Here is a 25642-nt window from a genome sequence, read left to right as displayed (position 1 = left end):
TTTGTTACTGATATGTAAATATTATTTACAAGCTTCAGCCAGACCGTCGAGATAACGTTCTGCATCCAGCGCGGCCATACAGCCGGTACCGGCAGAGGTGATCGCCTGACGGTAAATGTGGTCCATGACGTCGCCCGCGGCAAAGACGCCCGGGATGCTGGTCTGGGTGGCGTTGCCGTGGATCCCGGACTGCACTTTGATGTAGCCGTTTTCCAGCTCGAGCTGACCGTCGAAAATTCCGGTGTTCGGGCTATGGCCGATTGCCACAAACAGGCCAGCGACTTCCAGTGATTCAACGGTGTCGGTATTCTTCACATCGCGCAGACGCAGACCGCTAACGCCCATCTGGTCGCCGGTCACTTCTTCCAGCGTACGGTCGGTGTGCAGAACGATGTTGCCGTTTGCCACTTTATCCATCAGACGGTTGATCAGAATTTTTTCTGCACGGAAGCTGTCGCGGCGGTGAATCAGGTGCACTTCAGACGCAATGTTCGACAGATACAGCGCTTCTTCTACTGCGGTGTTACCACCACCGATAACCGCGACCTTCTGGTTGCGATAGAAGAAACCGTCACAGGTGGCGCAGGCAGACACGCCACGACCTTTGAACGCTTCTTCAGAAGGCAGACCCAGATAGCGGGCAGAAGCACCGGTTGCGATGATCAGTGCATCGCAAGTGTACTCGCCGCTGTCGCCGGTCAGGCGAAACGGACGGTTCTGCAGGTCGACCTTGCTGATGTGGTCAAAGATGATTTCGGTATCAAATTTGGTCGCATGCTCATGCATACGCTCCATCAGCAGTGGACCGGTAAGGTCATTCGGATCGCCTGGCCAGTTTTCCACTTCCGTGGTAGTGGTCAGCTGACCGCCTTTTTCCATGCCGGTAATCAGTACCGGTTGCAGGTTTGCGCGGGCGGCATAGACCGCCGCGGTGTATCCCGCAGGTCCAGAACCAAGAATAAGCAGTTTACTGTGTTTGGCCGTGCCCATGAGATCCTCATTCGTGTTGGCAGACATTTCACGCGATTGTAGGGAATTTATGGCGCTAAAAAAAGGCCTCAGCGATTTTGTTAACGATTTGTGCAATAGAATTCACCGATGAATTGGTGAATATTTCATCGTTTAACATAACGAAATCTACTGAAATTGGGCCGATTATAAGACGAAAACATGAGGATCAGCCCACCCTGAGAATGAATTACTGGCATGTTGTACTAAAAATCGATGTTTTGCTTTGACAATCCCCTGTGCTTTTGCGAAAACATTCTAGGAAGAAAAAATCAGTGTTTCCTGTGTGGTGAATTTTCATGCACAGGAACACCATTTTTAACCGGGCTAGCGCCATCCACGCATGGCGTGGACAGACGCCATGCGTGATAGCGATAGCTGCCGAATGGCAACGGTCTTCCCGACACGTACCCTGGGTTATGCTGTATTTCAGATGATGGGATCGGCATACACGACGGGCGCAGACTCTGAACAGTGATGTGGCAGGAGTCAACACAGGAGTAGGGAAGGAATACAGAGAGACAATAATAATGGTAGATAGCAAGAAGCGCCCAGGCAAAGATCTCGACCGCATCGATCGTAACATTCTGAATGAGCTGCAGAAGGATGGACGTATTTCCAACGTCGAGCTTTCTAAACGAGTGGGTCTTTCTCCGACGCCTTGCCTTGAGCGCGTACGTCGCCTGGAGAGACAGGGTTTTATACAGGGTTATACTGCGCTGCTGAACCCGCACTATCTTGATGCATCACTTCTGGTATTTGTTGAGATTACTCTGAATCGTGGTGCACCGGATGTGTTTGAGCAATTTAACGCCGCTGTGCAAAAACTTGAAGAAATTCAAGAGTGTCATCTGGTTTCCGGTGATTTCGACTACCTGTTGAAAACCCGTGTACCGGATATGTCGGCGTATCGTAAACTGCTGGGCGAAACCCTGCTGCGTCTGCCGGGTGTCAACGACACGCGTACATACGTAGTGATGGAAGAAGTCAAACAGAGTAATCGTCTGGTAATTAAGACCCGCTAACACGGAACAGGTGCAAAATCGACATAGTTTGATTACACTCCTGTTAATCCATACAGCAACAGTGCCGGGGATCCCCGGCGCTGTTGTCCGTTTTAGCATTTAGGCAGGATACGCCTAATACCTGGAGAGCCTTTCTTGAGCCAGGAATACACTGAAGACAAAGACGTCAGATTGACAAAGTTAAGCAGCGGGCGCCGTTTACTGGAGGCGTTGCTCCTCCTTTGTGCTCTTTTTGCCATCTGGCTGATGGCGGCACTACTCAGTTTTAATCCCTCCGATCCCAGTTGGTCTCAGACCGCCTGGCATGAGCCTATTCACAACCTCGGCGGCATTCCCGGCGCATGGCTTGCGGATACGCTGTTCTTTATCTTTGGTGTGATGGCTTACACCATTCCGGTGATCATCGTCGGCGGCTGCTGGTTTGCCTGGAAACACCGTGCGAGCGAAGATTACATCGACTACTTTGCGGTGTCGCTGCGCCTGATTGGCGTACTGGCGCTGATCCTCACCTCCTGTGGTCTGGCGGCTATTAACGCCGATGATATCTGGTATTTTGCTTCTGGCGGCGTTGTGGGCAGCCTGCTCAGCACCGCGCTGCAGCCGATGCTGCACAGCAGCGGCGGCACTATTACTCTGCTGTGCATCTGGGCTGCCGGTCTTACGCTGTTTACCGGCTGGTCGTGGGTGAGCATTGCCGAGAAAATTGGCAGCTGGATCCTCAATATCCTGACCTTCGCCAGCAACCGTACCCGTCGCGATGACACCTGGGTGGAAGACGACTACGAAGAAGATGAGTATGACGACGAGGCTTCGCACCAGGAGCATCGCGAATCTCGCCGTGCCCGAATTTTAAAAGGTGCGCTGGCGCGCCGTAAGCGCATTGCTGAGAAGTTTTCTAACCCGATGGGGCGTAAAACTGATGCCGCGCTGTTCTCCGGAAAACGCATGGACGATCCGGAGGAGGACATTCACTATAGCGCTCGTGGCGTTGCCGCAGAGGCCGACGATGTGCTGTTCTCTGGCAACAGCGCCGCGCGACCGATGGACTATGACGAATACGATCCGCTGCTGAACGGTCACTCAGTGACTGAGCCGTTAACCGCCGCCGCTGCCGCGACTACGGCTGCGCAGACGTGGGCGGCTCCGGCAGCGCCTGCCGTACAAACACCGTATGTGCCAGGTGCTGAGCCTATCCCTGCGTCTGTCGAGCCTGTAGCTCCGGCCGTAGAGTGGCAGCAGGTTCCTGCGCCGCAGATGCCAGAACCCACTATTGCTCCGGCACCCGATCACTGGCCACCGCAGGCGAGCGTTCCCGCTCAGCCCGAAACCTGGCAGCCTGAAACGCCCGTGCAGCAAACCTGGCAACCCGAACCTGAGCCAGAATATGCTCCGCAAGCCTGGTCGCAGCCTGAGCCTGAGGTCGCACCGCCGGTTGTTGAGCCTGAAGAAGAAATTAAAGCCCAGCGTCCGCCGCTTTACTACTTTGAAGAAGTGGAAGAGAAGCGTGCGCGTGAGCGTGAACAGCTGGCTGCGTGGTATCAACCTATTCCTGAACCTGCTGCCGCCGTGCCGCCGACTCCGGTTATTGATCCCACACCGGCCATCACCCCGAATGCAGCAGGGATGAAAAACGTTGCCGCTGCGGCGGCTGCAACCGCCGCTGCCGCGTCTCCGGTATTCAGCCTTGCCGGTGACGCGCCGCGTCCGCAGGTGAAAGAGGGGATTGGTCCGCAGCTACCGCGTCCGAACCGTGTTCGCGTTCCAACACGCCGTGAGCTGGCTTCTTTCGGCATTAAACTGCCTTCCCAGCGAATGGCGGAAGAGAAAGCCCGTGAGAATCAGCACTACTCTGATGCTGAGATGAACGAAGATGAGGCCGATGCGCAGCAGCAGGATGAACTGGCTCGCCAGTTTGCAGCATCGCAACATCAGCGCTATCACGCTGTAGAGCCGGAAGCGGAAGTCTGGGATGAGGAAGCAGAGGCGGAAGCCGAGCTGGCGCGTCAGTTTGCGGCCACCCAGCAGGCACGCTACGGCGGTGAACAGCCGACGGGGGCGAATCCGTTCTCGCTGGATGATTTCGAATTCTCGCCGATGAAAGCGCTGGTTGACGATACGCCTGCCGAGCCGCTGTTTACGCCTGGCGTGATGCCTGAGCCGCCGCAAAACCCGGCACCGGCTCAACAGTGGCAGCAGCCGCAGACTCAGCAGCCGCCCGCTCATCAGCCTTATGCTCAACAGCCGCAGGCCCCGCAGCCGGTAGCACCTGCACCGCAGGAGAGTTTAATTCACCCGTTGCTGATGCGTAACGGCGACAGCCGACCACTGCAGCGCCCGACCACGCCGCTGCCGTCGCTGGATCTGCTGACGCCACCGCCGACGGAAATCGAGCCGGTCGATACTTTCGCTCTCGAGCAGATGGCTCGCCTGGTGGAAGCGCGCCTGGCAGACTTCCGCATTAAAGCGGACGTGGTGAACTACTCGCCAGGACCGGTCATCACCCGCTTCGAACTGAATCTGGCTCCCGGCGTTAAAGCTGCGCGTATCTCTAACCTGTCGCGCGATCTGGCCCGTTCGTTATCTACCGTCGCCGTACGTGTCGTGGAAGTGATTCCGGGTAAACCTTACGTAGGTCTGGAACTGCCGAACAAAAAACGTCAGACCGTATACCTGCGTGAAGTGCTCGACTGCGCGAAGTTCCGCGACAATCCGTCGCCGCTGAGCGTGGTGCTGGGGAAAGACATTGCCGGCGATCCGGTGGTGGCCGATCTCGCTAAAATGCCTCACCTGCTGGTGGCCGGTACGACCGGTTCCGGTAAGTCAGTGGGGGTGAACGCCATGATCCTCAGCATGCTGTATAAAGCGCAACCGGAAGACGTGCGCTTCATCATGATCGACCCGAAAATGCTGGAACTCTCGGTGTACGAAGGGATCCCGCATCTGTTGACCGAAGTTGTGACCGACATGAAAGACGCTGCCAATGCCCTGCGCTGGAGCGTCAACGAAATGGAACGTCGCTATAAGCTGATGTCGGCGCTGGGCGTGCGTAATCTGGCCGGCTACAACGAGAAAATCGCTGAGGCGGCGCGCATGGGCCGTCCGATTCCGGATCCGTACTGGAAACCGGGCGACAGCATGGATGCGAGCCATCCGGTACTGGAAAAACTGCCTTACATCGTGGTGCTGGTCGACGAATTCGCTGACCTGATGATGACGGTGGGTAAGAAGGTGGAAGAGCTTATCGCCCGCCTGGCGCAGAAAGCGCGTGCCGCGGGGATCCACCTGGTGCTGGCGACTCAGCGTCCGTCGGTAGATGTTATTACCGGCCTGATTAAAGCTAACATCCCAACCCGTATCGCGTTCACCGTATCGAGTAAAATTGACTCGCGCACGATCCTCGATCAGGGCGGCGCAGAATCGCTGCTGGGTATGGGTGATATGCTCTATTCCGGCCCGAACTCAACCTCACCGGTACGTGTCCACGGGGCGTTCGTTCGTGACCAGGAAGTACATGCGGTCGTACAGGACTGGAAGGCTCGTGGTCGTCCGCAGTACGTCGAAGGCATCACTTCCGATAGCGAAAGCGAAGGCGGCAGCGGCGGATTCGATGCCGGTGAAGATCTCGATCCGCTGTTCGATCAGGCGGTCAACTTTGTCACGGAAAAACGCAAAGCGTCAATTTCCGGCGTGCAGCGTCAGTTCCGCATCGGCTATAACCGTGCAGCCCGTATAATCGAACAAATGGAAGCGCAGGGGATCGTCAGCGAGCAGGGCCATAACGGCAACCGCGAAGTGCTGGCACCGCCACCGTTTGAATGATTGCAAAGTTGGGTAAATAAGTAAAAATTCAGCGCTTTCTTGTGTCCCACTTTCGGCAACGCGCCTAAAGTAGGGACAAAGATACCCGCGTCGGGAGTGACGCATTTAAGGAACCAAGATGAAAAAAGTTGCCATCACCTGTGCATTACTTGCAAGCTTCGTGACCAGCAGCGTGTGGGCTGATGCCGCAAGCGACCTGAAAAGCCGTCTGGACAAAGTCAGCAGCTTCCATGCGAGCTTCACGCAGAAAGTGACCGACGGCAGCGGTAACGCGGTACAGGAAGGTCAGGGTGATTTATGGGTAAAACGCCCAAATCTGTTTAACTGGCACATGACCCAGCCGGATGAAAGCATTCTGGTTTCTGACGGGAAAACCCTGTGGTTCTACAACCCGTTTGTTGAGCAGGCAACGGCAACCTGGCTGAAAGACGCCACCGGTAATACCCCGTTTATGCTGATTGCCCGTAACCAGTCCAGCGACTGGCAGCAGTACAATATCAAACAAAATGGTGATGACTTCATGCTGACGCCGAAAGGCAGCAACGGCAACCTGAAGCAGTTCACCATCAACGTGGGCCGTGATGGCACCATCCATCAGTTCAGCGCAATTGAGCAGGACGATCAACAAAGCCGCTACCAGCTGAAGTCCCAGCAGAATGGCGCGGTCGATGCGTCCAAATTTACCTTTACCCCGCCGAAGGGCGTAACGGTAGACGATCAACGTAAGTAGAGGCGTTCGTGAGCAATCTGTCGCTCGATTTTTCCGATAACGCGTTTCAACCACTGGCCGCCCGTATGCGGCCAGAAAATTTAGCGCAGTACATTGGTCAGCAACACCTGCTGGCTCCGGGCAAACCATTACCACGAGCCATTGAAGCAGGGCACCTGCATTCGATGATCCTGTGGGGGCCTCCGGGTACGGGAAAAACGACGCTGGCAGAAGTGATTGCCCGCTACGCGAACGCCGATGTTGAACGACTCTCAGCGGTGACCTCTGGTGTCAAAGAGATCCGCGAGGCGATTGAGCGGGCGCGGCAGAACCGCAACGCCGGTCGCCAGACCATTCTCTTTGTCGACGAAGTCCACCGTTTTAACAAAAGCCAGCAGGATGCTTTCCTGCCGCACATTGAAGACGGCACCATTACCTTCATTGGCGCGACCACCGAAAACCCCTCGTTCGAACTTAACTCGGCGCTGCTGTCCCGTGCGCGGGTCTATCTGCTGAAGTCACTGACCACTGACGATATTGAGCAGGTACTGAGCCAGGCGATGGCCGATAGCGCCCGTGGCTACGGCGGTCAGGATATTGTCCTTCCCGACGATACCCGCCGCGCGATTGCCGAACTGGTGAACGGTGATGCCCGCAGGGCGCTGAACACGCTTGAGATGATGGCCGATATGGCCGAGGTCGACGACAGCGGCAAGCGCGTGTTGCAGCAGACGTTACTGACGGAAATTGCCGGTGAGCGTAGCGCGCGGTTCGATAACAAAGGCGATCGCTTTTACGATCTGATTTCCGCGTTGCACAAATCGGTGCGCGGCAGCGCACCGGATGCGGCGCTGTACTGGTATGCGCGGATCATCACTGCCGGTGGTGACCCGCTGTACGTGGCTCGCCGCTGCCTGGCTATTGCTTCGGAAGACGTAGGAAACGCTGACCCGCGCGCCATGCAGGTGGCTATCTCCGCCTGGGACTGCTTTACCCGCGTGGGCCCTGCGGAAGGTGAGCGCGCCATCGCTCAGGCGATCGTTTATCTGGCCTGTGCACCGAAAAGCAATGCGGTTTATACCGCCTTTAAAGCGGCAATGGCCGACGCCCGCGAGCGTCCGGATTACGACGTGCCGGTGCATTTGCGTAATGCGCCGACCAAACTGATGAAAGAAATGGGGTATGGGCAGGAGTACCGTTATGCCCACGATGAACCCAATGCCTATGCCGCCGGGGAGGAGTACTTCCCGCAGGAAATGGCACAAACACGCTACTACCAGCCGACAAACAGAGGTCTCGAAGGGAAGATTGGCGAAAAGCTCGCCTGGCTTGCCGGACAGGATCAAAATAGCCCTATAAAACGCTACCGCTAAGCTTGTCGTTGCGGTAATGTTGTTACTGTTCCTTATGGCCGCAGGCTGCGGTCATTTTCTCCTATTTCAATTCGATAAGCACAGGATAAGCATGCTCGATCCCAATCTGCTGCGTAACGAGCCAGACGCAGTCGCTGAAAAACTGGCACGCCGGGGCTTTAAGCTGGATGTAGATAAACTGCGCGCTCTCGAAGAGCGTCGTAAAGTTCTGCAGGTACAAACTGAAAATCTGCAGGCAGAGCGTAACTCGCGATCGAAATCCATTGGCCAGGCTAAAGCGCGCGGGGAAGACATCGAGCCATTACGCCTGGAAGTGAATAAGCTCGGTGAAGAGCTGGATAAAGCGAAAGCTGAACTGGACGTTCTGCAGGCAGAAATTCGCGATATCGCGCTGGCTATCCCGAACATGCCGGACGACAGTGTTCCAGTGGGTAAAGATGAAAACGACAACGTTGAAATCAAGCGCTGGGGAACCCCGCGTGAATTCGATTTCGACGTGCGCGATCACGTCACCCTCGGTGAAATGCACAGCGGTCTGGATTTCGCTGCTGCGGTGAAGCTGACCGGCTCTCGTTTCGTGGTCATGAAAGGCAAAATTGCCCGTATGCACCGTGCGCTTTCGCAGTTCATGCTGGATCTGCATACCGAGCAGCACGGCTACAGCGAAAACTATGTGCCGTATCTGGTCAACCACGACACCCTGTACGGAACCGGACAGCTGCCGAAGTTTGCCGGTGACCTGTTCCATACGCGTCCGCTGGAAGAAGAGTCAGACAGCAGCAACTATGCCCTGATCCCGACGGCGGAAGTGCCGCTGACTAACCTGGTACGCGACGAGATCATCGACGAAGACGATTTGCCGATCAAAATGACCGCGCATACCCCGTGCTTCCGTTCAGAAGCCGGTTCCTACGGTCGTGATACCCGTGGTCTGATTCGTATGCACCAGTTCGATAAAGTCGAGATGGTTCAGGTTGTACGTCCGGAAGATTCCATGGATGCGCTGGAAGAGATGACCGGCCACGCTGAAAAGGTACTGGAACTGCTGGGTCTGCCGTACCGTCGCGTTGCGCTGTGCACCGGCGATATGGGCTTCGGCGCCTGCAAAACCTACGATCTGGAAGTGTGGGTTCCGGCGCAGAATACCTACCGTGAAATCTCCTCTTGCTCAAACGTAGGTGATTTCCAGGCGCGCCGCATGCAGGCTCGCTGCCGCAGCAAATCGGATAAAAAGACCCGTCTGGTTCATACCCTGAACGGTTCTGGCCTGGCAGTTGGTCGTACGCTGGTGGCGGTGATGGAAAACTATCAGCAGGCTGATGGCAGTATCGTGGTGCCGGAAGTTCTGCGCCCGTACATGAACGGTCTTGAAAAAATCTGAATTTAACCGAATCCGGTTCAAAAAAGCGCCTGAGGGCGCTTTTTTTATTCTCATCTTGATACCGAACAATAATCCCCTTGAGTAAAGCAGGGATACTCCCTTCGAGTCACTAGTAGCATAAAAAACTAATAAAATATAAATTCGTTATATACATAACTATATAGCGGTGTTTTTTGTCATGTGAGCAACCGAAGTGAGTGTCTATGAAAACGACTATTCCTGATGCTTTACTGGCTGCCGAGGTAAGCCGTCGTGGTCTGGTGAAAACCACAGCGATAGGTGGACTGGCGGTCGCCAGCAGCGCGTTGACGTTACCGTTTACGCGTATTGCGAACGCCGCTGAGGCCATCGCTCCCACCCCAGCCGCAAAGCTGGTCTGGAGCGCTTGTACCGTCAACTGTGGTAGCCGCTGCCCGCTACGTATGCACGTAGTTGATGGCGAAATCAAATATGTAGAAACCGACAATACCGGTGATGACAACTATGAAGGCCTGCACCAGGTGCGCGCCTGTTTGCGTGGTCGCTCCATGCGTCGCCGTGTCTATAATCCGGACCGTCTGAAATACCCGATGAAACGCGTAGGCAATCGCGGGGAAGGGAAGTTCGAGCGCATCAGCTGGGAAGAGGCGTTTGATACCATCGCCAACAACATGCAGCGTTTGATTAAAGAGTACGGTAACGAATCTATTTATCTCAACTATGGTACCGGTACGCTGGGTGGCACGATGACCCGCTCATGGCCACCGGGAAAAACGTTGATTGCACGCCTGATGAACTGCTGTGGCGGTTACCTGAACCACTACGGCGACTACTCGTCAGCACAGATTGCCGCAGGGCTCAACTATACCTACGGCGGCTGGGCCGATGGCAACAGCCCGTCGGATATCGAAAACAGCCAGCTGGTCGTCCTGTTTGGTAATAACCCGGGCGAAACGCGAATGAGCGGCGGCGGGGTGACCTATTACGTTGAACAGGCGCGACAAAAATCCAATGCGCGAATGATAATCGTCGATCCACGCTACACCGATACCGGTGCCGGGCGTGAAGATGAGTGGATCCCAATTCGTCCGGGAACGGATGCGGCGCTGGTCTCGGCGCTGGCTTGGGTGATGATTACCGAGAATCTCGTCGACCAGCCGTTCCTTGATAAATACTGCGTCGGTTACGACGAGAAAACGCTGCCTGCCAGCGCGCCTGCCAACGGCCACTATAAGGCGTATATCCTGGGCCAGGGCAATGACGGAGTAGCAAAAACGCCGGAGTGGGCATCCACGATTACCGGTATTCCAGTTGAACGCATTGTGCAACTGGCTCGTGAAATCGCCACCGCTAAACCGGCCTATATCAGCCAGGGCTGGGGCCCGCAGCGCCATGCAAATGGCGAAATTGCCACCCGCGCGATTTCAATGCTGTCCATTCTTACCGGCAACGTCGGTATTCATGGCGGTAACACCGGCGCCCGCGAAGGCTCATACGATGTCGCATTCGAGCGTATGCCAACGTTTGATAACCCGGTACAGACCAGCATTTCAATGTTCCTGTGGACCGATGCCATTGAGCGCGGACCGGAAATGACCGCGCTGCGTGATGGGGTGCGCGGTAAAGACAAGCTTGATGTGCCGATCAAAATGATCTGGAACTATGCCGGAAACTGCATCATTAACCAGCATTCCGACATCAACCGTACCCATAACATCCTGCAGGATGATAAGAAGTGCGAGCTGATTGTGGTGATCGACTGCCACATGACCTCGTCGGCGAAATATGCCGATATTATTCTGCCGGACTGCACCGCCTCTGAGCAGATGGATTTCGCGCTGGATGCCTCCTGCGGCAACATGTCTTACGTGATCTTCGCCGATCAGGCGATCAAGCCGCGCTTTGAGTGCAAAAACATCTATGACATGACCAGCGAGCTCGCCAAACGGATGGGCGTCGAGCAGAAGTTCACGGAAGGTCGTACTCAGGAAGAGTGGATGCGCTACCTGTATGAGCAATCTCGTAAAGCGATGCCGGGTCTGCCGAGCTTTGAGCAGTTCCGCGAGCAGGGCATGTACAAAGAACGTGATCCACAAGGGCATCACGTCGCGTACAAAGCCTTCCGCGAGGATCCGCAGGCGAATCCATTAACCACACCTTCGGGCAAAATCGAGATCTACTCGGCGGAGCTTGCGAAGATCGCTGACACCTGGGAGTTGCCGGAAGGGGACGTTATCGATCCGTTACCTATCTATACCCCGGGCTTTGAGAACTACAACGATCCGCTGACTAAAACCTATCCGCTGCAGCTGACCGGTTTCCACTACAAGGCGCGCTGCCACTCCACCTACGGCAACGTCGACGTGCTGAAGGCGGCCTGCCGTCAGGAAATGTGGATCAACCCGCTGGATGCCCGGGCTCGTGGTATCGCGAACGGTGACCGTGTGCGTATTTTCAACGGTCGTGGTGAGGCTCACATTGAGGCGAAAGTCACGCCGCGTATGATGCCGGGCGTCGTTGCCCTGGGCGAGGGGGCATGGTTCGACCCGGATGCGAAGGGCATCGACCAGGCGGGTTGCATTAACGTGCTGACCACCCAGCGCCCGTCGCCGCTGGCGAAAGGGAACCCGTCCCACACAAACCTTGTTCAGGTTGAGAAGGTGTAAGGAGTAGCCGATGACAACCCAGTATGGATTTTTTATTGATTCCAGTCGTTGCACCGGTTGCAAAACCTGCGAACTGGCCTGTAAAGATTACAAAGACTTAACCCCGGATGTCAGCTTCCGTCGTATTTATGAATATGCAGGCGGTGACTGGCAGGAAGACAACGGCGTATGGCGGCAGAACGTGTTTGCCTACTACCTGTCCATCGCCTGTAACCACTGTGAAGATCCGGCCTGTACCAAGGTCTGTCCGAGCGGGGCGATGCACAAGCGTGAAGATGGCTTTGTCGTTGTGAACGAAGACGTGTGCATCGGCTGCCGTTACTGCCATATGGCGTGTCCGTACGGTGCGCCGCAGTACAACGCGGCAAAAGGGCACATGACCAAGTGCGATGGCTGCCACGAGCGCGTCGCGGATGGCAAAAAGCCTATCTGCGTGGAGTCCTGCCCACTGCGTGCGCTGGATTTTGGCCCGATTGAAGAGCTGCGCCAGAAACATGGTCAGCTGGCGGCGGTTGCGCCGCTGCCGTCTGCGCACTTCACAAAGCCGAGTATTGTTATCAAACCAAATGCCAACAGCCGTCCGTGTGGAGACACGACCGGTTACCTGGCAAACCCGAAGGAGGTGTGAGATGGGAAGTGGATGGCATGAATGGCCGCTGATGATCTTCACGGTCTTTGGGCAGTGTGTGGCGGGCGGCTTTATCGTTCTGGCCCTGGCGCTGATGAAAGGTGGTCTTGATAACCAGCAGCAAAAACGTGTGGTGCTGAGCATGTTCGGGCTGTGGGTGTTGATGGGGCTGGCGTTTATCGCTTCTACGCTGCACCTTGGGTCACCGCTGCGGGCGTTCAACTCGCTGAACCGCGTGGGGGCTTCCTCACTCAGTAACGAAATCGCCAGCGGTGCGCTGTTCTTCGCCGTTGGGGGGATTGGCTGGCTGCTGGCGCTCAGCGGTAAGCTCTCTGTGGCGCTGCGTAACGTCTGGCTGGTGCTGACGATGGTGCTGGGTGTGGCTTTCGTGTGGATGATGGTGCGTGTCTATAACACCATCGATACCGTGCCGACCTGGTACAGCGTCTGGACGCCGGTCGGCTTCTTCCTGACGCTGCTGATTGGCGGCCCGCTGCTCGGGTACCTGCTGCTGCGCGCCGCAGGCGTTAGCGGTTGGGCAATGCGTTTGCTGCCGGTGCTCACCCTGGTGGGGCTGGTCATTAGCGTGATGATGTCTCTGATGCAGGGAGCTGAACTGGCGACCATTCACAGCTCAATTCAGCAGGCCTCGGCGCTGGTACCGGACTACGGCACGTTGATGGCCTGGCGTGTTGTCGCTATCGTTGTCGCGCTGGTGTGCTGGGTGGCTCCGCAGCTCAAGGGCTACCAGCCCGCGATCCCGCTGCTGAGCCTCGCCTTTGTGCTGGTGCTGGTGGGTGAGCTTATCGGCCGTGGCGTCTTCTACGGTCTGCACATGACCGTTGGGATGGCTATCGCCAGCTAACAAAAATCGCGCCAGGGTTTCTGCTCTGGCGCGATAAAAAGTGCTATTGATCCATGAAATATTTCTACTGACATTTCCGCCGTAAATTCCCAATAATTGAATAAAAACAAAGGAATAATTGAAAGAATAATTCCTTTGTCGTTTCGTTGAATAAAAAACTTCTATTGTTGCCCGCAAAACCGCGTCAGGCCTGATTTTTAGTGGATTGACAATGTTTTTGGCAGTGGCATGATGCGCACGAATTCTGCGCAACATCACGGTTTTATATTCATGACCACTTATACCCGGCCAGTGCTTTTATTGCTCTGTGGCCTGCTCCTGCTTACGCTGGCAATTGCGGTGTTAAATACCCTTGTCCCGCTGTGGCTCGCTCACGATAATCTGCCAACCTGGCAGGTTGGGGTGGTGGGCTCTGCTTATTTCACCGGTAACCTGGTAGGTACGCTGCTGACCGGCGGGCTGATAAAACGGCTTGGCTTTAATCGTAGCTACTATATTGCCTCGGTGATCTTTGCCATTGCCTGCGTTGGGCTGGGGCTGATGGTGGGTTTCTGGAGCTGGGTCGCCTGGCGTTTCCTGGCTGGCGTGGGCTGTGCCATGATTTGGGTCGTGGTTGAAAGCGCCCTGATGTGCAGCGGTACCTCCCGCAACCGCGGGCGTCTGCTGGCGGCCTATATGATGGTTTATTACGTCGGTACCGTGCTGGGGCAACTGATGGTCAGCAAACTGCCGACCGACCTGCTGAGCGTGCTGCCGTGGGTCACGGGAATGTCGCTTGCGGCAATTCTGCCGCTGCTGTTCACCCGCATTGTGAATCAAAAACACGAGGGGCAGGACACGCACGAAGGGAGCCACGTCTGGCCGATGCTGAAGCTGCGTCAGGCGCGTCTCGGCGTTAACGGTTGTATCATTTCCGGGATCGTACTCGGCTCACTGTACGGCTTAATGCCGCTGTTTCTGAACCATCAGGGCGTCAGTGATTCCGGGATTGGTTTCTGGATGGCAGTGATGGTCAGCGCCGGGATTGTCGGGCAGTGGCCGGTGGGGCGCCTGGCCGACCGCTACGGGCGTCTTTTGGTGCTACGCGTACAGGTATTTGTAGTGATCCTGGGTTGCCTGGCCATGCTGAGCCACGCGGCAATGGCGCCGGCACTGTTTGTGCTGGGGGCGGCGGGATTCACGCTGTATCCGGTAGCAATGGCCTGGGCCTGTGAGAAGGTGGAGCATCACCAGCTGGTGGCGATGAACCAGGCGCTGCTGCTGAGCTACACCATTGGTAGCCTGCTTGGCCCATCCTTAACCGCTATGCTGATGCAGAGCTATTCGGACAATCTGCTGTTCGTCATGATTGCCGGTGTCTCATTTATCTACCTGCTCATGCTGCTGCGCAAAGCCGGGCATCATCCGACGCCGGTGGCTCACGCCTGACATAGACATTCGCGCGCCTAGAATACGGCGCGCCATCGATCCCTATTCATATTTTTGTCTGCTATTCTGCGGACATACGCCAACTTTTCGCTTATTTCTGGTGATAAATATTAAAGCTGTGCGAAGCATTAAACTTTTGCACTGTCTTATTATCCATTTACCGGTGCTATCTGCATAATCGCCCTGTCTATACAACTTCAAGGAAAGAGCGCTTATGGCCGCTGAGCAAGATAAGCAGTTGCGATGGTACAACATCGCACTCATGTCGTTTATTACGGTGTGGGGGTTTGGCAACGTCGTCAATAACTACGCCAACCAGGGGTTGGTGGTTGTCTTCTCCTGGGTATTTATTTTTGCGCTGTATTTTACCCCTTATGCATTAATTGTCGGGCAACTGGGCTCGACGTTTAAAGACGGTAAGGGCGGCGTCAGTACCTGGATTAAACATACTATGGGGCCGGGCCTTGCCTATCTGGCGGCGTGGACTTATTGGGTCGTGCACATCCCTTATCTGGCGCAAAAACCACAGGCGATTTTAATTGCGCTGGGGTGGGCGTTTAAAGGGGATGGCTCACTGATTAAAGAGTACGGCGTGGTGGCGCTGCAGGGCCTGACGCTGCTGCTGTTTGTCTTCTTTATGTGGGTGGCTTCGCGCGGGATGAAGTCGCTGAAGGTGGTTGGCTCCATCGCCGGGATTGCGATGTTTGTGATGTCGATTCTGTATGTCGTAATGGCGGTCACCGCACCGGCCATTACCGAAGTCCACATTGCGACGACCAATATTACCTGGGAAACCTTTATCCCTCATTTTGATTTTACCTATATCACGACAATTTCCATGCTGGTATTTGCCGTCGGCGGTGCCGAGAAAATATCACCGTACGTCAACAATACCCGCAACCCTGGTAAAGAGTTTCCGCGCGGGATGTTGTGCCTGGCTGTCATGGTGGCGGTTTGCGCTATTCTCGGCTCGCTGGCAATGGGGATGATGTTTGACTCGCGGCATATTCCGGACGATCTGATGACCAATGGCCAGTATTACGCCTTCCTGAAGCTGGGTGAATATTATGGCATGGGCAATTCGCTGATGATTATCTACGCGATTGCGAATACCCTGGGTCAGGTGGCTGCGCTGGTCTTCTCTATTGATGCGCCGCTGAAGGTGCTGCTTGCGGATGCTGATAAGAAATATGTGCCGGAAAAACTCACCCGCCTGAATAAAAAAGGTACGCCGGTTAACGGTTATTTGTTAACGCTGGTACTGGTGGCGATTCTGATTATGCTGCCGACCCTCGGCATCGGTGATATGAACAACCTCTACAAATGGCTGCTTAACCTGAATTCTGTGGTGATGCCGTTGCGTTATCTGTGGGTGTTTGTTGCCTTTATGGCGGTGCTGCGGATGGCGGAAAAATTCAAACCGGAGTACGTGTTTATTCGAAACCGCCGGGTGGCGTTTACCGTTGGATTATGGTGTTTCCTGTTCACCGCATTTGCCTGCCTGACCGGGATTTTCCCGAAGATGGAGGCTTTCACGCCTGAGTGGACGTTCCAGCTGTCGCTGAACGTGGCAACGCCGTTTGTGTTGGTAGGATTAGGGTTGATATTCCCGCTGCTGGCGCGGAGAAAATAACATCAGGAACATCGCTGCCACCGGGTGTGGCAGCGATAGATGGGGCAGAGTTTAGTACATCACCTTGTGGCCGTACTGCTCCAGAATACCTTTGACGCGCTCCATGGTCTCTTTCTTCGGCGGCTTCACCCCGTCGAGTTTGTACTCTTCGCCCATTGCCACCCATTTGTGCTTACCAAGCTCATGGTAGGGCAGCAGTTCAATCTTCTCGACGTTACCCATATCGCGGGTGAACTCTCCAAGACGGTGCGCGGAGTCGTCATCATCAGACCAGCCCGGCACGACCACGTAGCGGATCCAGGTGTTGATCCCCTTCGCGGCAATGTATTTGGCGAACTCCATGGTGCGATGGTTAGAAACCCCCACCAGGTTCTGGTGAATTTCATCGTTCATTTGTTTGAGATCGAGCATCACCAGATCGGTGACTTCCAGCAGTTCATCAATCACCGGATCGTAGCGACGAACAAAACCGTTGGTATCGAGACAGGTGTGAATACCTTCTTTCTTACAGGCACGGAACCAGTCGCGCACGAATTCAGCCTGCAGGATAGCTTCACCACCGGAAGCGGTAACGCCGCCGCCGGAAGCGTTCATAAAGTGGCGATAGGTCACCACTTCTTTCATCAGCTCTTCAACGGTGACTTCTTTGCCGCCGTGGGTGTCCCAGGTGTCACGGTTGTGGCAATACAGGCAGCGCATCAGGCAGCCCTGGAAGAAGGTGATAAAACGGATCCCTGGCCCATCGACGGTACCACAGGATTCAAAGGAGTGAATGCGACCAATTGCTGACATTGCAGTGTTATCTCCAGATGTGGCCCATCCGGGGCCTGTGTAGGTGCACAGCTCAAGCGGCTGTGTTAAGTCTGTTTTGACAGATACCCAAAGTATAGATAGCTGGCAAAGCAGGCTGGGGCGGAGGAGACAATTTAGTAAAAAGGCCCCACGGGTGTGGAGCCTTTATTGTACGCTTTTTACAGTACGATTTCAGTCAAAACCGATTACATGGTCTGAGTGAAGGTACGAGTAATAACGTCCTGCTGCTGTTCTTTAGTCAGGGAGTTAAAACGTACTGCATAACCAGATACACGGATGGTCAGCTGCGGATATTTCTCCGGGTGTTCCATCGCATCCAGCAGCATTTCACGGTTCATTACGTTCACGTTCAGGTGCTGACCACCTTCGATGGACGCTTCGTGATGGAAGTAACCGTCCATCAGACCTGCCAGGTTGGTCTTACGAACTTCGTCATCTTTACCCAGTGCGTTAGGGACGATGGAGAAGGTGTAAGAGATACCATCTTTCGCGTAAGCGAACGGCAGTTTAGCAACGGAAGTCAGAGAGGCAACTGCACCTTTCTGGTCACGACCGTGCATCGGGTTAGCACCTGGTCCGAACGGCGCGCCAGCACGACGACCGTCTGGGGTGTTACCGGTTTTCTTACCATAAACCACGTTAGAGGTGATGGTCAGAACAGACTGAGTCGGGATAGCGTTACGGTACATGGTCAGTTTCTGAATTTTCTTCATGAAACGTTCTACCAGGTCAACCGCCATGTCATCAACACGGGAGTCGTTGTTACCGAACTGCGGGTATTCGCCTTCGATTTCGAAGTCGACAGCCAGACCGTCTTCGTCACGAACCGGTTTAACTTTCGCGTACTTGATAGCAGACAGGGAGTCAGCCGCAACGGACAGACCCGCGATACCGCAAGCCATAGTACGGATAACGTCACGGTCGTGCAGCGCCATCAGAGATGCTTCGTAGCTGTACTTATCGTGCATGTAGTGAATCACGTTCAGCGCAGTGACGTACTGTTTAGCCAGCCAGTCCATGAAGTGATCCATGCGGTCCATCACTTCGTCGAAGTTCAGAACGTCGCCTTTGATCGGCTCAGATTTCGGACCAACCTGCATTTTCAGTTTTTCATCAACGCCGCCGTTGATTGCATACAGCATGGTTTTCGCCAGGTTTGCACGAGCACCGAAGAACTGCATTTGCTTACCAACGATCATCGGGCTTACGCAGCAAGCGATAGCGTAGTCATCGTTGTTGAAGTCCGGACGCATCAGGTCATCGTTCTCGTACTGCAGAGAAGAGGTGTCGATGGACACTTTAGCGGCGAATTTCTTGAAGTTCAGCGGCAGTTTTTCAGACCACAGAACGGTGATGTTCGGCTCCGGAGAAGGACCCATGGTGTACAGGGTGTTCAGGAAGCGGAAGCTGTTTTTAGTGACCAGAGTACGGCCGTCAACGCCCATACCGCCGATAGATTCAGTTGCCCAGATCGGGTCACCAGAGAACAGCTCATCGTACTCAGGGGTACGCAGGAAGCGAACCATACGCAGTTTCATGACCAGGTGGTCAATCATTTCCTGAGCGTCTTGCTCTGTGATTTTGCCCGCTTTGATATCACGTTCGATGTAAGCATCCAGGAAGGTGGACACGCGACCGAAGGACATTGCAGCGCCGTTCTGAGATTTAACCGCAGCCAGGTAGCCGAAGTAAGTCCACTGGATAGCTTCCTGAGCATTGGTTGCCGGAGCAGAGATGTCGTAGCCGTATTTAGCTGCCATCTCTTTGATCTGGCCCAGCGCACGGTGCTGTTCAGCGATCTCTTCACGCAGACGGATAGTCGCTTCCAGGTTTACACCGTTTTCCAGATCGGACTGCAGAGAAACGAACTGTGCATATTTGTCTTTCAGCAGGAAGTCGATACCGTACAGTGCAACACGACGGTAGTCACCGATGATACGACCACGGCCGTACGCATCCGGCAGACCGGTCAGAACACCAGACTTACGGCAGTTCAGGATGTCTTTGGTGTAAACATCAAATACGCCCTGGTTGTGAGTTTTACGGTATTCGGTGAAGATTTTTTTCAGTGCCGGGTCCAGCTCGCGGTTGTACGCTTTGCAGGAACCTTCAACCATTTTGATACCACCGAACGGGATGATCGCACGTTTCAGCGGAGCTTCAGTCTGCAGACCGACGATTTTCTCCAGGGCTTTGTTGATGTAGCCCGCGTCGTGAGAGGTAATCGTAGAGGCAACGGAAGTGTCGAAATCAACTGGCGCGTGAGTGCGGTTTTCCAGTTTAACGCCTTCCATGACTTTGTCCCACAGCGTTGTGGTTGCGTCAGTAGCGCCTGCCAGGAAGGATTCGTCACCTTCGTACGGGGTGTAGTTTTTCTGGATAAAGTCACGAACGTTGACTTCTTTCTGCCAGTCACCCTTCGCAAAACCTTCCCACGCTGTGGCTAATTTTTCATTAAGCTCGGACATATATTACCTACCTTCTTAAGTGGATTCTGAATTTACTGCGTCGAACAACCATTAATGATGGTCATCACCACGCAGATAAATGACCCAGTATGTCAACCCAACTAACAAACCACCGCCGATAATGTTACCGATTGTCACCGGAATCAGGTTATCAGTGATGAAGTTCATCACAGTCAGGTGAGAAAAACTCTCCGGGCTTGAACCGATGGCGGTCCAAAACTCCGGGCTTGCAAAATGACGGATCACAATACCCATCGGGATCATGAACATGTTTGCAATACTGTGCTCAAAGCCGCTGGCGACAAACATCGCGACAGGCAGAACCATGATCATTGCTTTGTCCATCAGACTACGACCAGAGTAGCTCATCCAGACTGCAAGGCAAACCATCAGGTTAGCAAGAATGCCCAGCGCAACGGCTTCAATAAATGTATGGTGCATTTTGTGATCGGCGGTCTGCAGGACGTTGAGTCCCCATCCACCGTTGGCGGTCATATACTCGCCAGAAAGCCACATCAGCAACACGAAAAGTAACGCGCCAATCAGGTTTCCAACATAGACGTTAAACCAGTTACGCGCCAGTTGGCACCATGTGATTCGACCGCTGGCTTTAGCCACCACGATAAGTACCGTCGAGGTGAAGAGGTCAGCGCCGCAGATGACGCAAAGGATCAAACCGAGTGAGAAGCAGATACCACCTATCAGTTTCGCAATCCCAAAGGGCATTGACGCGGTACCGGTAGTGGCAGTGATATAGAAGACAAACGCGATAGAGATGAAAACACCCGCAGTGATGGCCAGGTAAAACGTTTTCAGCGGCTGTTTCGTCGCTTTATAGACGCCTGCTTCTTCGGCAACTTTCGCCATCGCAGCAGGAAGTAATAGATCAAAAGGGTTGTCAGCTTTCACACTAACTCTCTCTTTATTAAGTCGGCGACGAGATACTAACAAAGCATTATAGAAGAGAATTTGACGTAGATCATATCTCGCCTGGCTTATAGGCCCGCAGATCGCATGGTTTTTCAGCGATAGCGGCGTAACTTTTTGATTATCAAAATAAAAATAATTTTTAAATATTGCAAATTGAGTTGAATTTTCTTTGTAACCACCTCTGATTCAGTTAATTAAAATGGAGTAATTTACCATTTAAATTAACATCAATAGAAATTAAACAATAATATAATTTACCTGTATTTAACCTAATTATTACAATTTAATGTAAGTTACCTCTGAAATAAAAAACGGGGCCAATAATTGGCCCCGTAATATATATCAGACTAAACGTTACGCCTACGCGCAGTATGGTCTTTATCGATCTTTTTTCCAGTAAGCGGCTTTCGCGCGCTGCAGTTTCTCATAGGCGTTAAGCAGCGACTGGTGTGCCGGGAAGGCATGCAGATCGCCATCGACCGGCTGCAGACCGTAAAACGGTGCTTCACCGCTCAGGGCTGCACTGGCGGCCTCTACCGTATCTGCACCGTACATGCGAACAAAGGCGTTCAGGTACTGCAGCGGCTCGCGATCTTCTTCCTGTGCCAGCAGCAGCAGGGTTTGCAGGCAGCGATAGTAGTTAGCACGCTCTGCGCTAAAGATGGAGGCGTTAAACTCCATCGTCCACTCGGTCCAGATAAGTGCCTGCTCCAGATCGCCACCGGCCAGCGCCAGCATAGCTTTCAACTCACCGACACGCAGGGTATACCAGCCGTTGTCTTTCCCGGTTGCCAGACCCAGCAGTTCGCGGATACGGGTGAAGTCATCGTGACCTTCTTCGTCCAGTTGCTCGATAAGCGCCAGATACTCTTCTTTACTCCACTCGCTGCCCGGCAGGGCCAGCAGAGTTTCGCGCAGATGGCTGCCCATGTTGTTGTTGGCAAGCCACAGGTCTTCTGCCGGATAGATATCAGACATACCCGGTACGAGGATGCGGCAAGCGTAGACGCCCAGGTGCTCGTAGTCGGCGATGTACACTTCTTTATCTTCTGCATTGAAGATGGCCATCAGGGTGGCGAACTCTTCTTCGGTCGTGCCGGAGAAGTTCCAGTCAACGAACGGATAGTCGGCGTCCTGCTTGAACAGATCCCAGGAGATAGAACCGCTGGAGTCGATGAAGTGGGTTTCGAGGTTGGCATGTTCAGCCACTTCTTCATCATCGAAGGTTGGCGGGGTGAATACGTCCAGGTCCTTCAGGCCACGACCCTGCAGCAGCTCGGTTACGGTACGTTCAAGCGCAACGCCGAAGTCCGGGTGAGCACCGAAGGACGCGAAACAGGTACCGTTCGCCGGGTTGAACAGGACAACGCAGATAACCGGGTATTTGCCGCCGAGCGAGCCGTCGTAGGCAAAGATCGGGAATCCTTCGGCTTCCAGCGTTTTGATAGATTCAACAACGCCCGGGTAGCGAGCCAGCACGTCAGCCGGAATTTCCGGCAGGCTGATGCTTTCAGCGATAATACGGTTTTTGATGTGGCGCTCGAAGACCTCAGACAGGCCCTGCACGCGCGCTTCGTTGGCGGTGTTGCCTGCGGACATGCCGTTAGACACGTACAGGTTGCCAACGATATTCATCGGGATATAGATAGTCTGCTGATCGGACTGGCGGGTGAACGGCAGGCCGCAGATCCCACGTTCGTCGTTACCGGACTGCAGATCGACCAGCATGCTGGAAGTCAGCTGGTTATCAGGATCGTAGAATGCGCGCAGGCGGCTATCGAGCAGGCCTTCCGGCACTTCGTCATCGTCGGTCAGCGGGAACCACTTCTCGTTGGGATAATGCACGAACGGGCCATTTGCGATGGTTTCACCCAGCCAGAAGTCGGCGAAGAAATAGTTGGTGGAGAGACGCTCAAAGTATTCGCCCAGCGCTGATGCCAGCGCGGCTTTTTTCGTTGCACCTTTGCCGTTGGTAAAGCACAGGGAGCAGGCTTTGTCGCGGATATGTACCGACCAGACGTTCGGTACCGGGTTCAGCCATGAGGCTTCTTCAATATCAAAGCCCAGATCGAGCAGTTTTTGCTGGAATCGAGCGATGGAGTCTTCCAGCGCGGCATCTTTGCCGGGAATAAAGGTTTGGGTCATGGCAGTCACTTTTTTCGTACGTAAAGCGCGCAATGATACGGGTTTTGCGTGACGGGCGCTATCGTCAGCAGAGGGGCAGAGAAAATAAAAAAATGCGCCAGTCAGAACAACAAGAAGGCGGGGCGAACAGCAAATATGTCTGTTTTATGACGAAGGACCGGCAGATTGTATTGTGTGACCGGGGACACAATTTTCCGGTGGTCGCTATTAGCCATTGCGGCGCGTGTCACTGAATGATAAAACCGATAGCCACAGGATTTTTTACAGCGATAAGCGTGGTGAGGGGAAATGGCTCAGGTCTTTAATTTCAGTTCAGGTCCGGCAATGCTTCCGGCGGATGTACTAAAACTCGCGCAACAGGAACTTTGTGACTGGCAGGGTTTAGGCACCTCGGTGATGGAAATCAGCCATCGTGGCAAAGAATTTATCCAGGTAGCGGAAGAAGCGGAAAAAGATTTCCGCGACCTGCTGAATATCCCCTCAAACTACAAAGTCTTATTCTGCCACGGCGGCGGCCGCGGTCAGTTTGCCGGTATCCCGCTGAACCTGCTGGGCGACAAAACCACGGCGGACTACGTTGATGCGGGCTACTGGGCGGCGAGCGCGGTAAAAGAAGCCAGAAAATACTGCACGCCAAACGTGATCGACGCCAAAGTGACCGTAGAGGGTCTGCGTGCCGTTAAGCCGATGAGCGAATGGCAGCTCAGCGACAACGCGGCATACCTGCACTACTGCCCGAATGAAACCATTGATGGCATTGCCATCAACGAAACTCCGGACTTTGGCAACGCCATTGTCACTGCCGATTTCTCCTCGACCATCTTGTCGCACCCGATTGATGTTAATCGCTATGGCGTAATTTACGCCGGTGCGCAGAAAAACATCGGCCCGGCAGGGCTGACGCTGGTTATCGTGCGTGAAGATCTGCTCGGTAAAGCCCACGTTGCCTGCCCGTCTATTCTCGATTACACCGTGCTGAGTGAAAACGACTCGATGTTCAACACGCCGCCGACCTTCGCCTGGTATCTGGCAGGCCTGGTGTTCAAATGGCTGAAAAAGCAGGGCGGTGTGGCAGCGATGGATGCGGTTAACCAGAAAAAAGCAGAACTGTTGTACGGCGTTATTGACCGTAGCGATTTCTACCGCAACGATGTGGCTGCAAGCAACCGCTCGCGCATGAACGTACCGTTCCAGCTGGCCGACAGCAACCTCGACAAACTGTTCCTCGAAGAGTCGTTTGCCGCCGGTCTGCACGCGCTGAAAGGCCACCGTGTCGTGGGCGGTATGCGCGCCTCTATCTATAACGCAATGCCGCTGGAAGGCGTGCAGACGCTGACAGAATTTATGCAGGACTTCGAGCGCCGCCGCGGCTGATATTGACCTTTCTTCACCCCCGCAGTGTTGCTGCGGGGTTTTACTGACGTATTTTTGAGAGTTGAGTTACATGGAATCCCTGACGTTACAACCCATCGCACGTGTAGATGGCACCATCAATCTGCCGGGTTCGAAGAGCGTGTCAAACCGCGCCCTGCTGCTGGCGGCTCTTGCCAACGGTACTACTGTGTTGACCAATCTTCTGGACAGCGACGACGTACGCCATATGCTGAATGCGCTGGGCACGCTGGGGGTTCACTACACCCTTTCTGCCGACCGTACCCGCTGTGAAGTGACCGGCAACGGCGGTCCGCTGCAGGCGACCGGGGCGCCTGAACTGTTTCTCGGTAACGCCGGTACCGCCATGCGTCCACTGGCGGCGGCACTGTGCCTGGGTGAGAACGACGTGGTGCTGACCGGTGAACCGCGTATGAAAGAGCGTCCGATCGGCCATCTGGTGGATGCTTTACGCCAGGGGGGGGCGCAGATTGACTATCTCGAACAGGAACATTACCCGCCACTGCGTCTGCGCGGTGGTTTTAGCGGCGGTCAGGTAGAGGTGGATGGCAGCGTTTCCAGCCAGTTCCTCACCGCGCTGCTGATGACGGCACCGCTGGCCCCGCAGGACACCATTATTGCGATTAAAGGCGATCTGGTTTCCAAACCGTATATCGACATCACGCTGCACCTGATGAAAACCTTCGGTGTGGATGTAGAAAACCACGACTACCAACGTTTTGTGGTGCGTGGCGGGCAGCAATATCAGTCTCCGGGCGCGTATCTGGTGGAAGGGGATGCATCCTCGGCTTCCTATTTCCTCGCGGCGGGCGCGATTAAAGGCGGCACGGTTAAAGTGACCGGTATTGGCCGTCACAGCGTGCAGGGCGATATCCGCTTCGCCGACGTGCTGGAGAAAATGGGCGCGACTATCACCTGGGGTGATGATTTTATTGCCTGTACTCGTGGTGAACTGAACGCCATCGACATGGACATGAACCATATCCCGGATGCGGCCATGACCATCGCCACCGCGGCGCTGTTTGCCAAAGGCACCACTACGCTGCGTAATATCTACAACTGGCGGGTAAAAGAGACCGACCGCCTGTTTGCGATGGCGACCGAGCTGCGCAAAGTCGGTGCTGAAGTGGAAGAGGGCGAAGATTACATTCGCGTGACGCCACCCGCGCATCTGACCTTTGCTGAAATCGGCACCTATAACGATCACCGAATGGCGATGTGCTTCTCACTGGTGGCGCTGTCTGATACCCCGGTCACCATTCTTGATCCGAAGTGTACGGCGAAAACCTTCCCGGACTATTTCGAACAGCTGGCCCGTATTAGTACTCCTGCCTGATAACTATCGTCTGCGCCGTTGCACAAGCGGCGGCGCAGATTGAC

The 25642-nt window shown here is 54.6% G+C and carries 17 protein-coding genes; 12 read left to right on the top strand and 5 right to left on the bottom strand.

From position 1 onward, the window contains the following. Positions 1 to 21: 21 nt before the first annotated feature. Positions 22 to 990 carry a thioredoxin-disulfide reductase gene (trxB, locus tag GYRE_RS22260; protein WP_038258620.1) on the bottom strand — a complete coding sequence of 323 codons (969 nt, stop codon included), beginning with the start codon at positions 988 to 990 and terminating at the stop codon, positions 22 to 24. 548 nt (positions 991 to 1538) lie between these two features. Between trxB and lrp the strand changes: the two genes are divergently transcribed. The 10 genes from lrp (at position 1539) to GYRE_RS22210 (ending at position 16514) form a co-directional block, all read left to right on the top strand. Continuing rightward, positions 1539 to 2033 carry a leucine-responsive transcriptional regulator Lrp gene (gene lrp / locus GYRE_RS22255; protein WP_000228469.1) on the top strand — a complete coding sequence of 165 codons (495 nt, stop codon included), beginning with the start codon at positions 1539 to 1541 and terminating at the stop codon, positions 2031 to 2033. Positions 2034 to 2168: 135 nt separating this feature from the next. Continuing rightward, positions 2169 to 5852 (top strand): DNA translocase FtsK 4TM domain-containing protein, encoded by a 3684-nt coding sequence (locus tag GYRE_RS22250; protein WP_038258614.1) that lies wholly within the window; start codon positions 2169 to 2171, stop codon positions 5850 to 5852. A gap of 118 nt (positions 5853 to 5970) precedes the next feature. Then, entirely contained in the window at positions 5971 to 6582 is a 612-nt protein-coding gene (gene lolA, locus GYRE_RS22245; protein WP_006819293.1) for an outer membrane lipoprotein periplasmic chaperone LolA, read from the top strand. Between the two features lie 8 nt (positions 6583 to 6590). Further along, positions 6591 to 7934: a replication-associated recombination protein RarA gene (gene rarA / locus GYRE_RS22240; RefSeq protein ID WP_038258611.1), complete on the top strand. Its 1344-nt coding sequence runs from the start codon at positions 6591 to 6593 to the stop codon at positions 7932 to 7934. Between the two features lie 91 nt (positions 7935 to 8025). Beyond that, complete coding sequence (gene serS, locus GYRE_RS22235) at positions 8026 to 9315, top strand: serine--tRNA ligase (protein ID WP_038258607.1); 1290 nt, start codon at positions 8026 to 8028, stop codon at positions 9313 to 9315. Between the two features lie 203 nt (positions 9316 to 9518). Next, on the top strand, positions 9519 to 11960 hold the full coding sequence (gene dmsA / locus GYRE_RS22230) for a dimethylsulfoxide reductase subunit A (RefSeq protein WP_038258604.1): 2442 nt from the start codon (positions 9519 to 9521) through the stop codon (positions 11958 to 11960). A gap of 10 nt (positions 11961 to 11970) precedes the next feature. After that, positions 11971 to 12588 (top strand): DMSO/selenate family reductase complex B subunit, encoded by a 618-nt coding sequence (locus GYRE_RS22225; protein ID WP_006819297.1) that lies wholly within the window; start codon positions 11971 to 11973, stop codon positions 12586 to 12588. Between the two features lies 1 nt (position 12589). Next, on the top strand, positions 12590 to 13453 hold the full coding sequence (locus GYRE_RS22220) for a dimethyl sulfoxide reductase anchor subunit family protein (protein ID WP_038258601.1): 864 nt from the start codon (positions 12590 to 12592) through the stop codon (positions 13451 to 13453). A 270-nt stretch (positions 13454 to 13723) separates the two neighbouring features. After that, positions 13724 to 14881, top strand: a complete 1158-nt coding sequence (locus GYRE_RS22215) for an MFS transporter (RefSeq protein WP_038258849.1) — start codon at positions 13724 to 13726, stop codon at positions 14879 to 14881. A 214-nt stretch (positions 14882 to 15095) separates the two neighbouring features. Then, positions 15096 to 16514 (top strand): APC family permease, encoded by a 1419-nt coding sequence (locus tag GYRE_RS22210; RefSeq protein ID WP_006819300.1) that lies wholly within the window; start codon positions 15096 to 15098, stop codon positions 16512 to 16514. Between the two features lie 51 nt (positions 16515 to 16565). On the opposite strand, the gene pflA is transcribed toward GYRE_RS22210, so the two are convergent. The 4 genes from pflA to ycaO all read right to left on the bottom strand — a co-directional run bounded on the left by pflA (position 16566) and on the right by ycaO (position 22870). Then, complete coding sequence (gene pflA / locus GYRE_RS22205; protein ID WP_006819301.1) at positions 16566 to 17306, bottom strand: pyruvate formate lyase 1-activating protein; 741 nt, start codon at positions 17304 to 17306, stop codon at positions 16566 to 16568. Between the two features lie 206 nt (positions 17307 to 17512). Beyond that, positions 17513 to 19795, bottom strand: a complete 2283-nt coding sequence (gene pflB / locus GYRE_RS22200) for a formate C-acetyltransferase (protein ID WP_006819302.1) — start codon at positions 19793 to 19795, stop codon at positions 17513 to 17515. Positions 19796 to 19846: 51 nt separating this feature from the next. Continuing rightward, the gene (gene focA, locus GYRE_RS22195; RefSeq protein ID WP_038258598.1) at positions 19847 to 20704 is read right to left on the bottom strand and encodes a formate transporter FocA; all 858 of its coding nucleotides are present in this window, start codon (positions 20702 to 20704) and stop codon (positions 19847 to 19849) included. 399 nt (positions 20705 to 21103) lie between these two features. Continuing rightward, positions 21104 to 22870 carry a 30S ribosomal protein S12 methylthiotransferase accessory factor YcaO gene (gene ycaO, locus GYRE_RS22190; RefSeq protein WP_006819304.1) on the bottom strand — a complete coding sequence of 589 codons (1767 nt, stop codon included), beginning with the start codon at positions 22868 to 22870 and terminating at the stop codon, positions 21104 to 21106. A gap of 288 nt (positions 22871 to 23158) precedes the next feature. Between ycaO and serC the strand changes: the two genes are divergently transcribed. Beyond that, positions 23159 to 24244 (top strand): 3-phosphoserine/phosphohydroxythreonine transaminase, encoded by a 1086-nt coding sequence (gene serC, locus GYRE_RS22185; RefSeq protein WP_006819305.1) that lies wholly within the window; start codon positions 23159 to 23161, stop codon positions 24242 to 24244. 70 nt (positions 24245 to 24314) lie between these two features. Further along, on the top strand, positions 24315 to 25598 hold the full coding sequence (aroA, locus tag GYRE_RS22180; RefSeq protein WP_038258595.1) for a 3-phosphoshikimate 1-carboxyvinyltransferase: 1284 nt from the start codon (positions 24315 to 24317) through the stop codon (positions 25596 to 25598). The last annotated feature ends 44 nt before the right edge of the window (positions 25599 to 25642 follow it).

Origin of the sequence: Yokenella regensburgei ATCC 49455 (genome assembly GCF_000735455.1) — a bacterium.
Lineage (GTDB): Bacteria > Pseudomonadota > Gammaproteobacteria > Enterobacterales > Enterobacteriaceae > Yokenella > Yokenella regensburgei.
This window is presented reverse-complemented; position numbering and strand designations above follow the sequence as displayed.

Coding starts and splice junctions, on each gene's coding strand:
- lolA (WP_006819293.1), top strand. CDS start 5,971: ATGAAAAAAGTTGCCATCACCTGTGCATTACTTGCAAGCTTCGTGACC.
- GYRE_RS22220 (WP_038258601.1), top strand. CDS start 12,590: ATGGGAAGTGGATGGCATGAATGGCCGCTGATGATCTTCACGGTCTTT.
- serC (WP_006819305.1), top strand. CDS start 23,159: ATGGCTCAGGTCTTTAATTTCAGTTCAGGTCCGGCAATGCTTCCGGCG.
- trxB (WP_038258620.1), bottom strand. CDS start 990: ATGGGCACGGCCAAACACAGTAAACTGCTTATTCTTGGTTCTGGACCT.
- GYRE_RS22215 (WP_038258849.1), top strand. CDS start 13,724: ATGACCACTTATACCCGGCCAGTGCTTTTATTGCTCTGTGGCCTGCTC.
- serS (WP_038258607.1), top strand. CDS start 8,026: ATGCTCGATCCCAATCTGCTGCGTAACGAGCCAGACGCAGTCGCTGAA.
- dmsA (WP_038258604.1), top strand. CDS start 9,519: ATGAAAACGACTATTCCTGATGCTTTACTGGCTGCCGAGGTAAGCCGT.
- ycaO (WP_006819304.1), bottom strand. CDS start 22,870: ATGACCCAAACCTTTATTCCCGGCAAAGATGCCGCGCTGGAAGACTCC.
- pflA (WP_006819301.1), bottom strand. CDS start 17,306: ATGTCAGCAATTGGTCGCATTCACTCCTTTGAATCCTGTGGTACCGTC.
- pflB (WP_006819302.1), bottom strand. CDS start 19,795: ATGTCCGAGCTTAATGAAAAATTAGCCACAGCGTGGGAAGGTTTTGCG.
- aroA (WP_038258595.1), top strand. CDS start 24,315: ATGGAATCCCTGACGTTACAACCCATCGCACGTGTAGATGGCACCATC.
- lrp (WP_000228469.1), top strand. CDS start 1,539: ATGGTAGATAGCAAGAAGCGCCCAGGCAAAGATCTCGACCGCATCGAT.
- GYRE_RS22210 (WP_006819300.1), top strand. CDS start 15,096: ATGGCCGCTGAGCAAGATAAGCAGTTGCGATGGTACAACATCGCACTC.
- GYRE_RS22225 (WP_006819297.1), top strand. CDS start 11,971: ATGACAACCCAGTATGGATTTTTTATTGATTCCAGTCGTTGCACCGGT.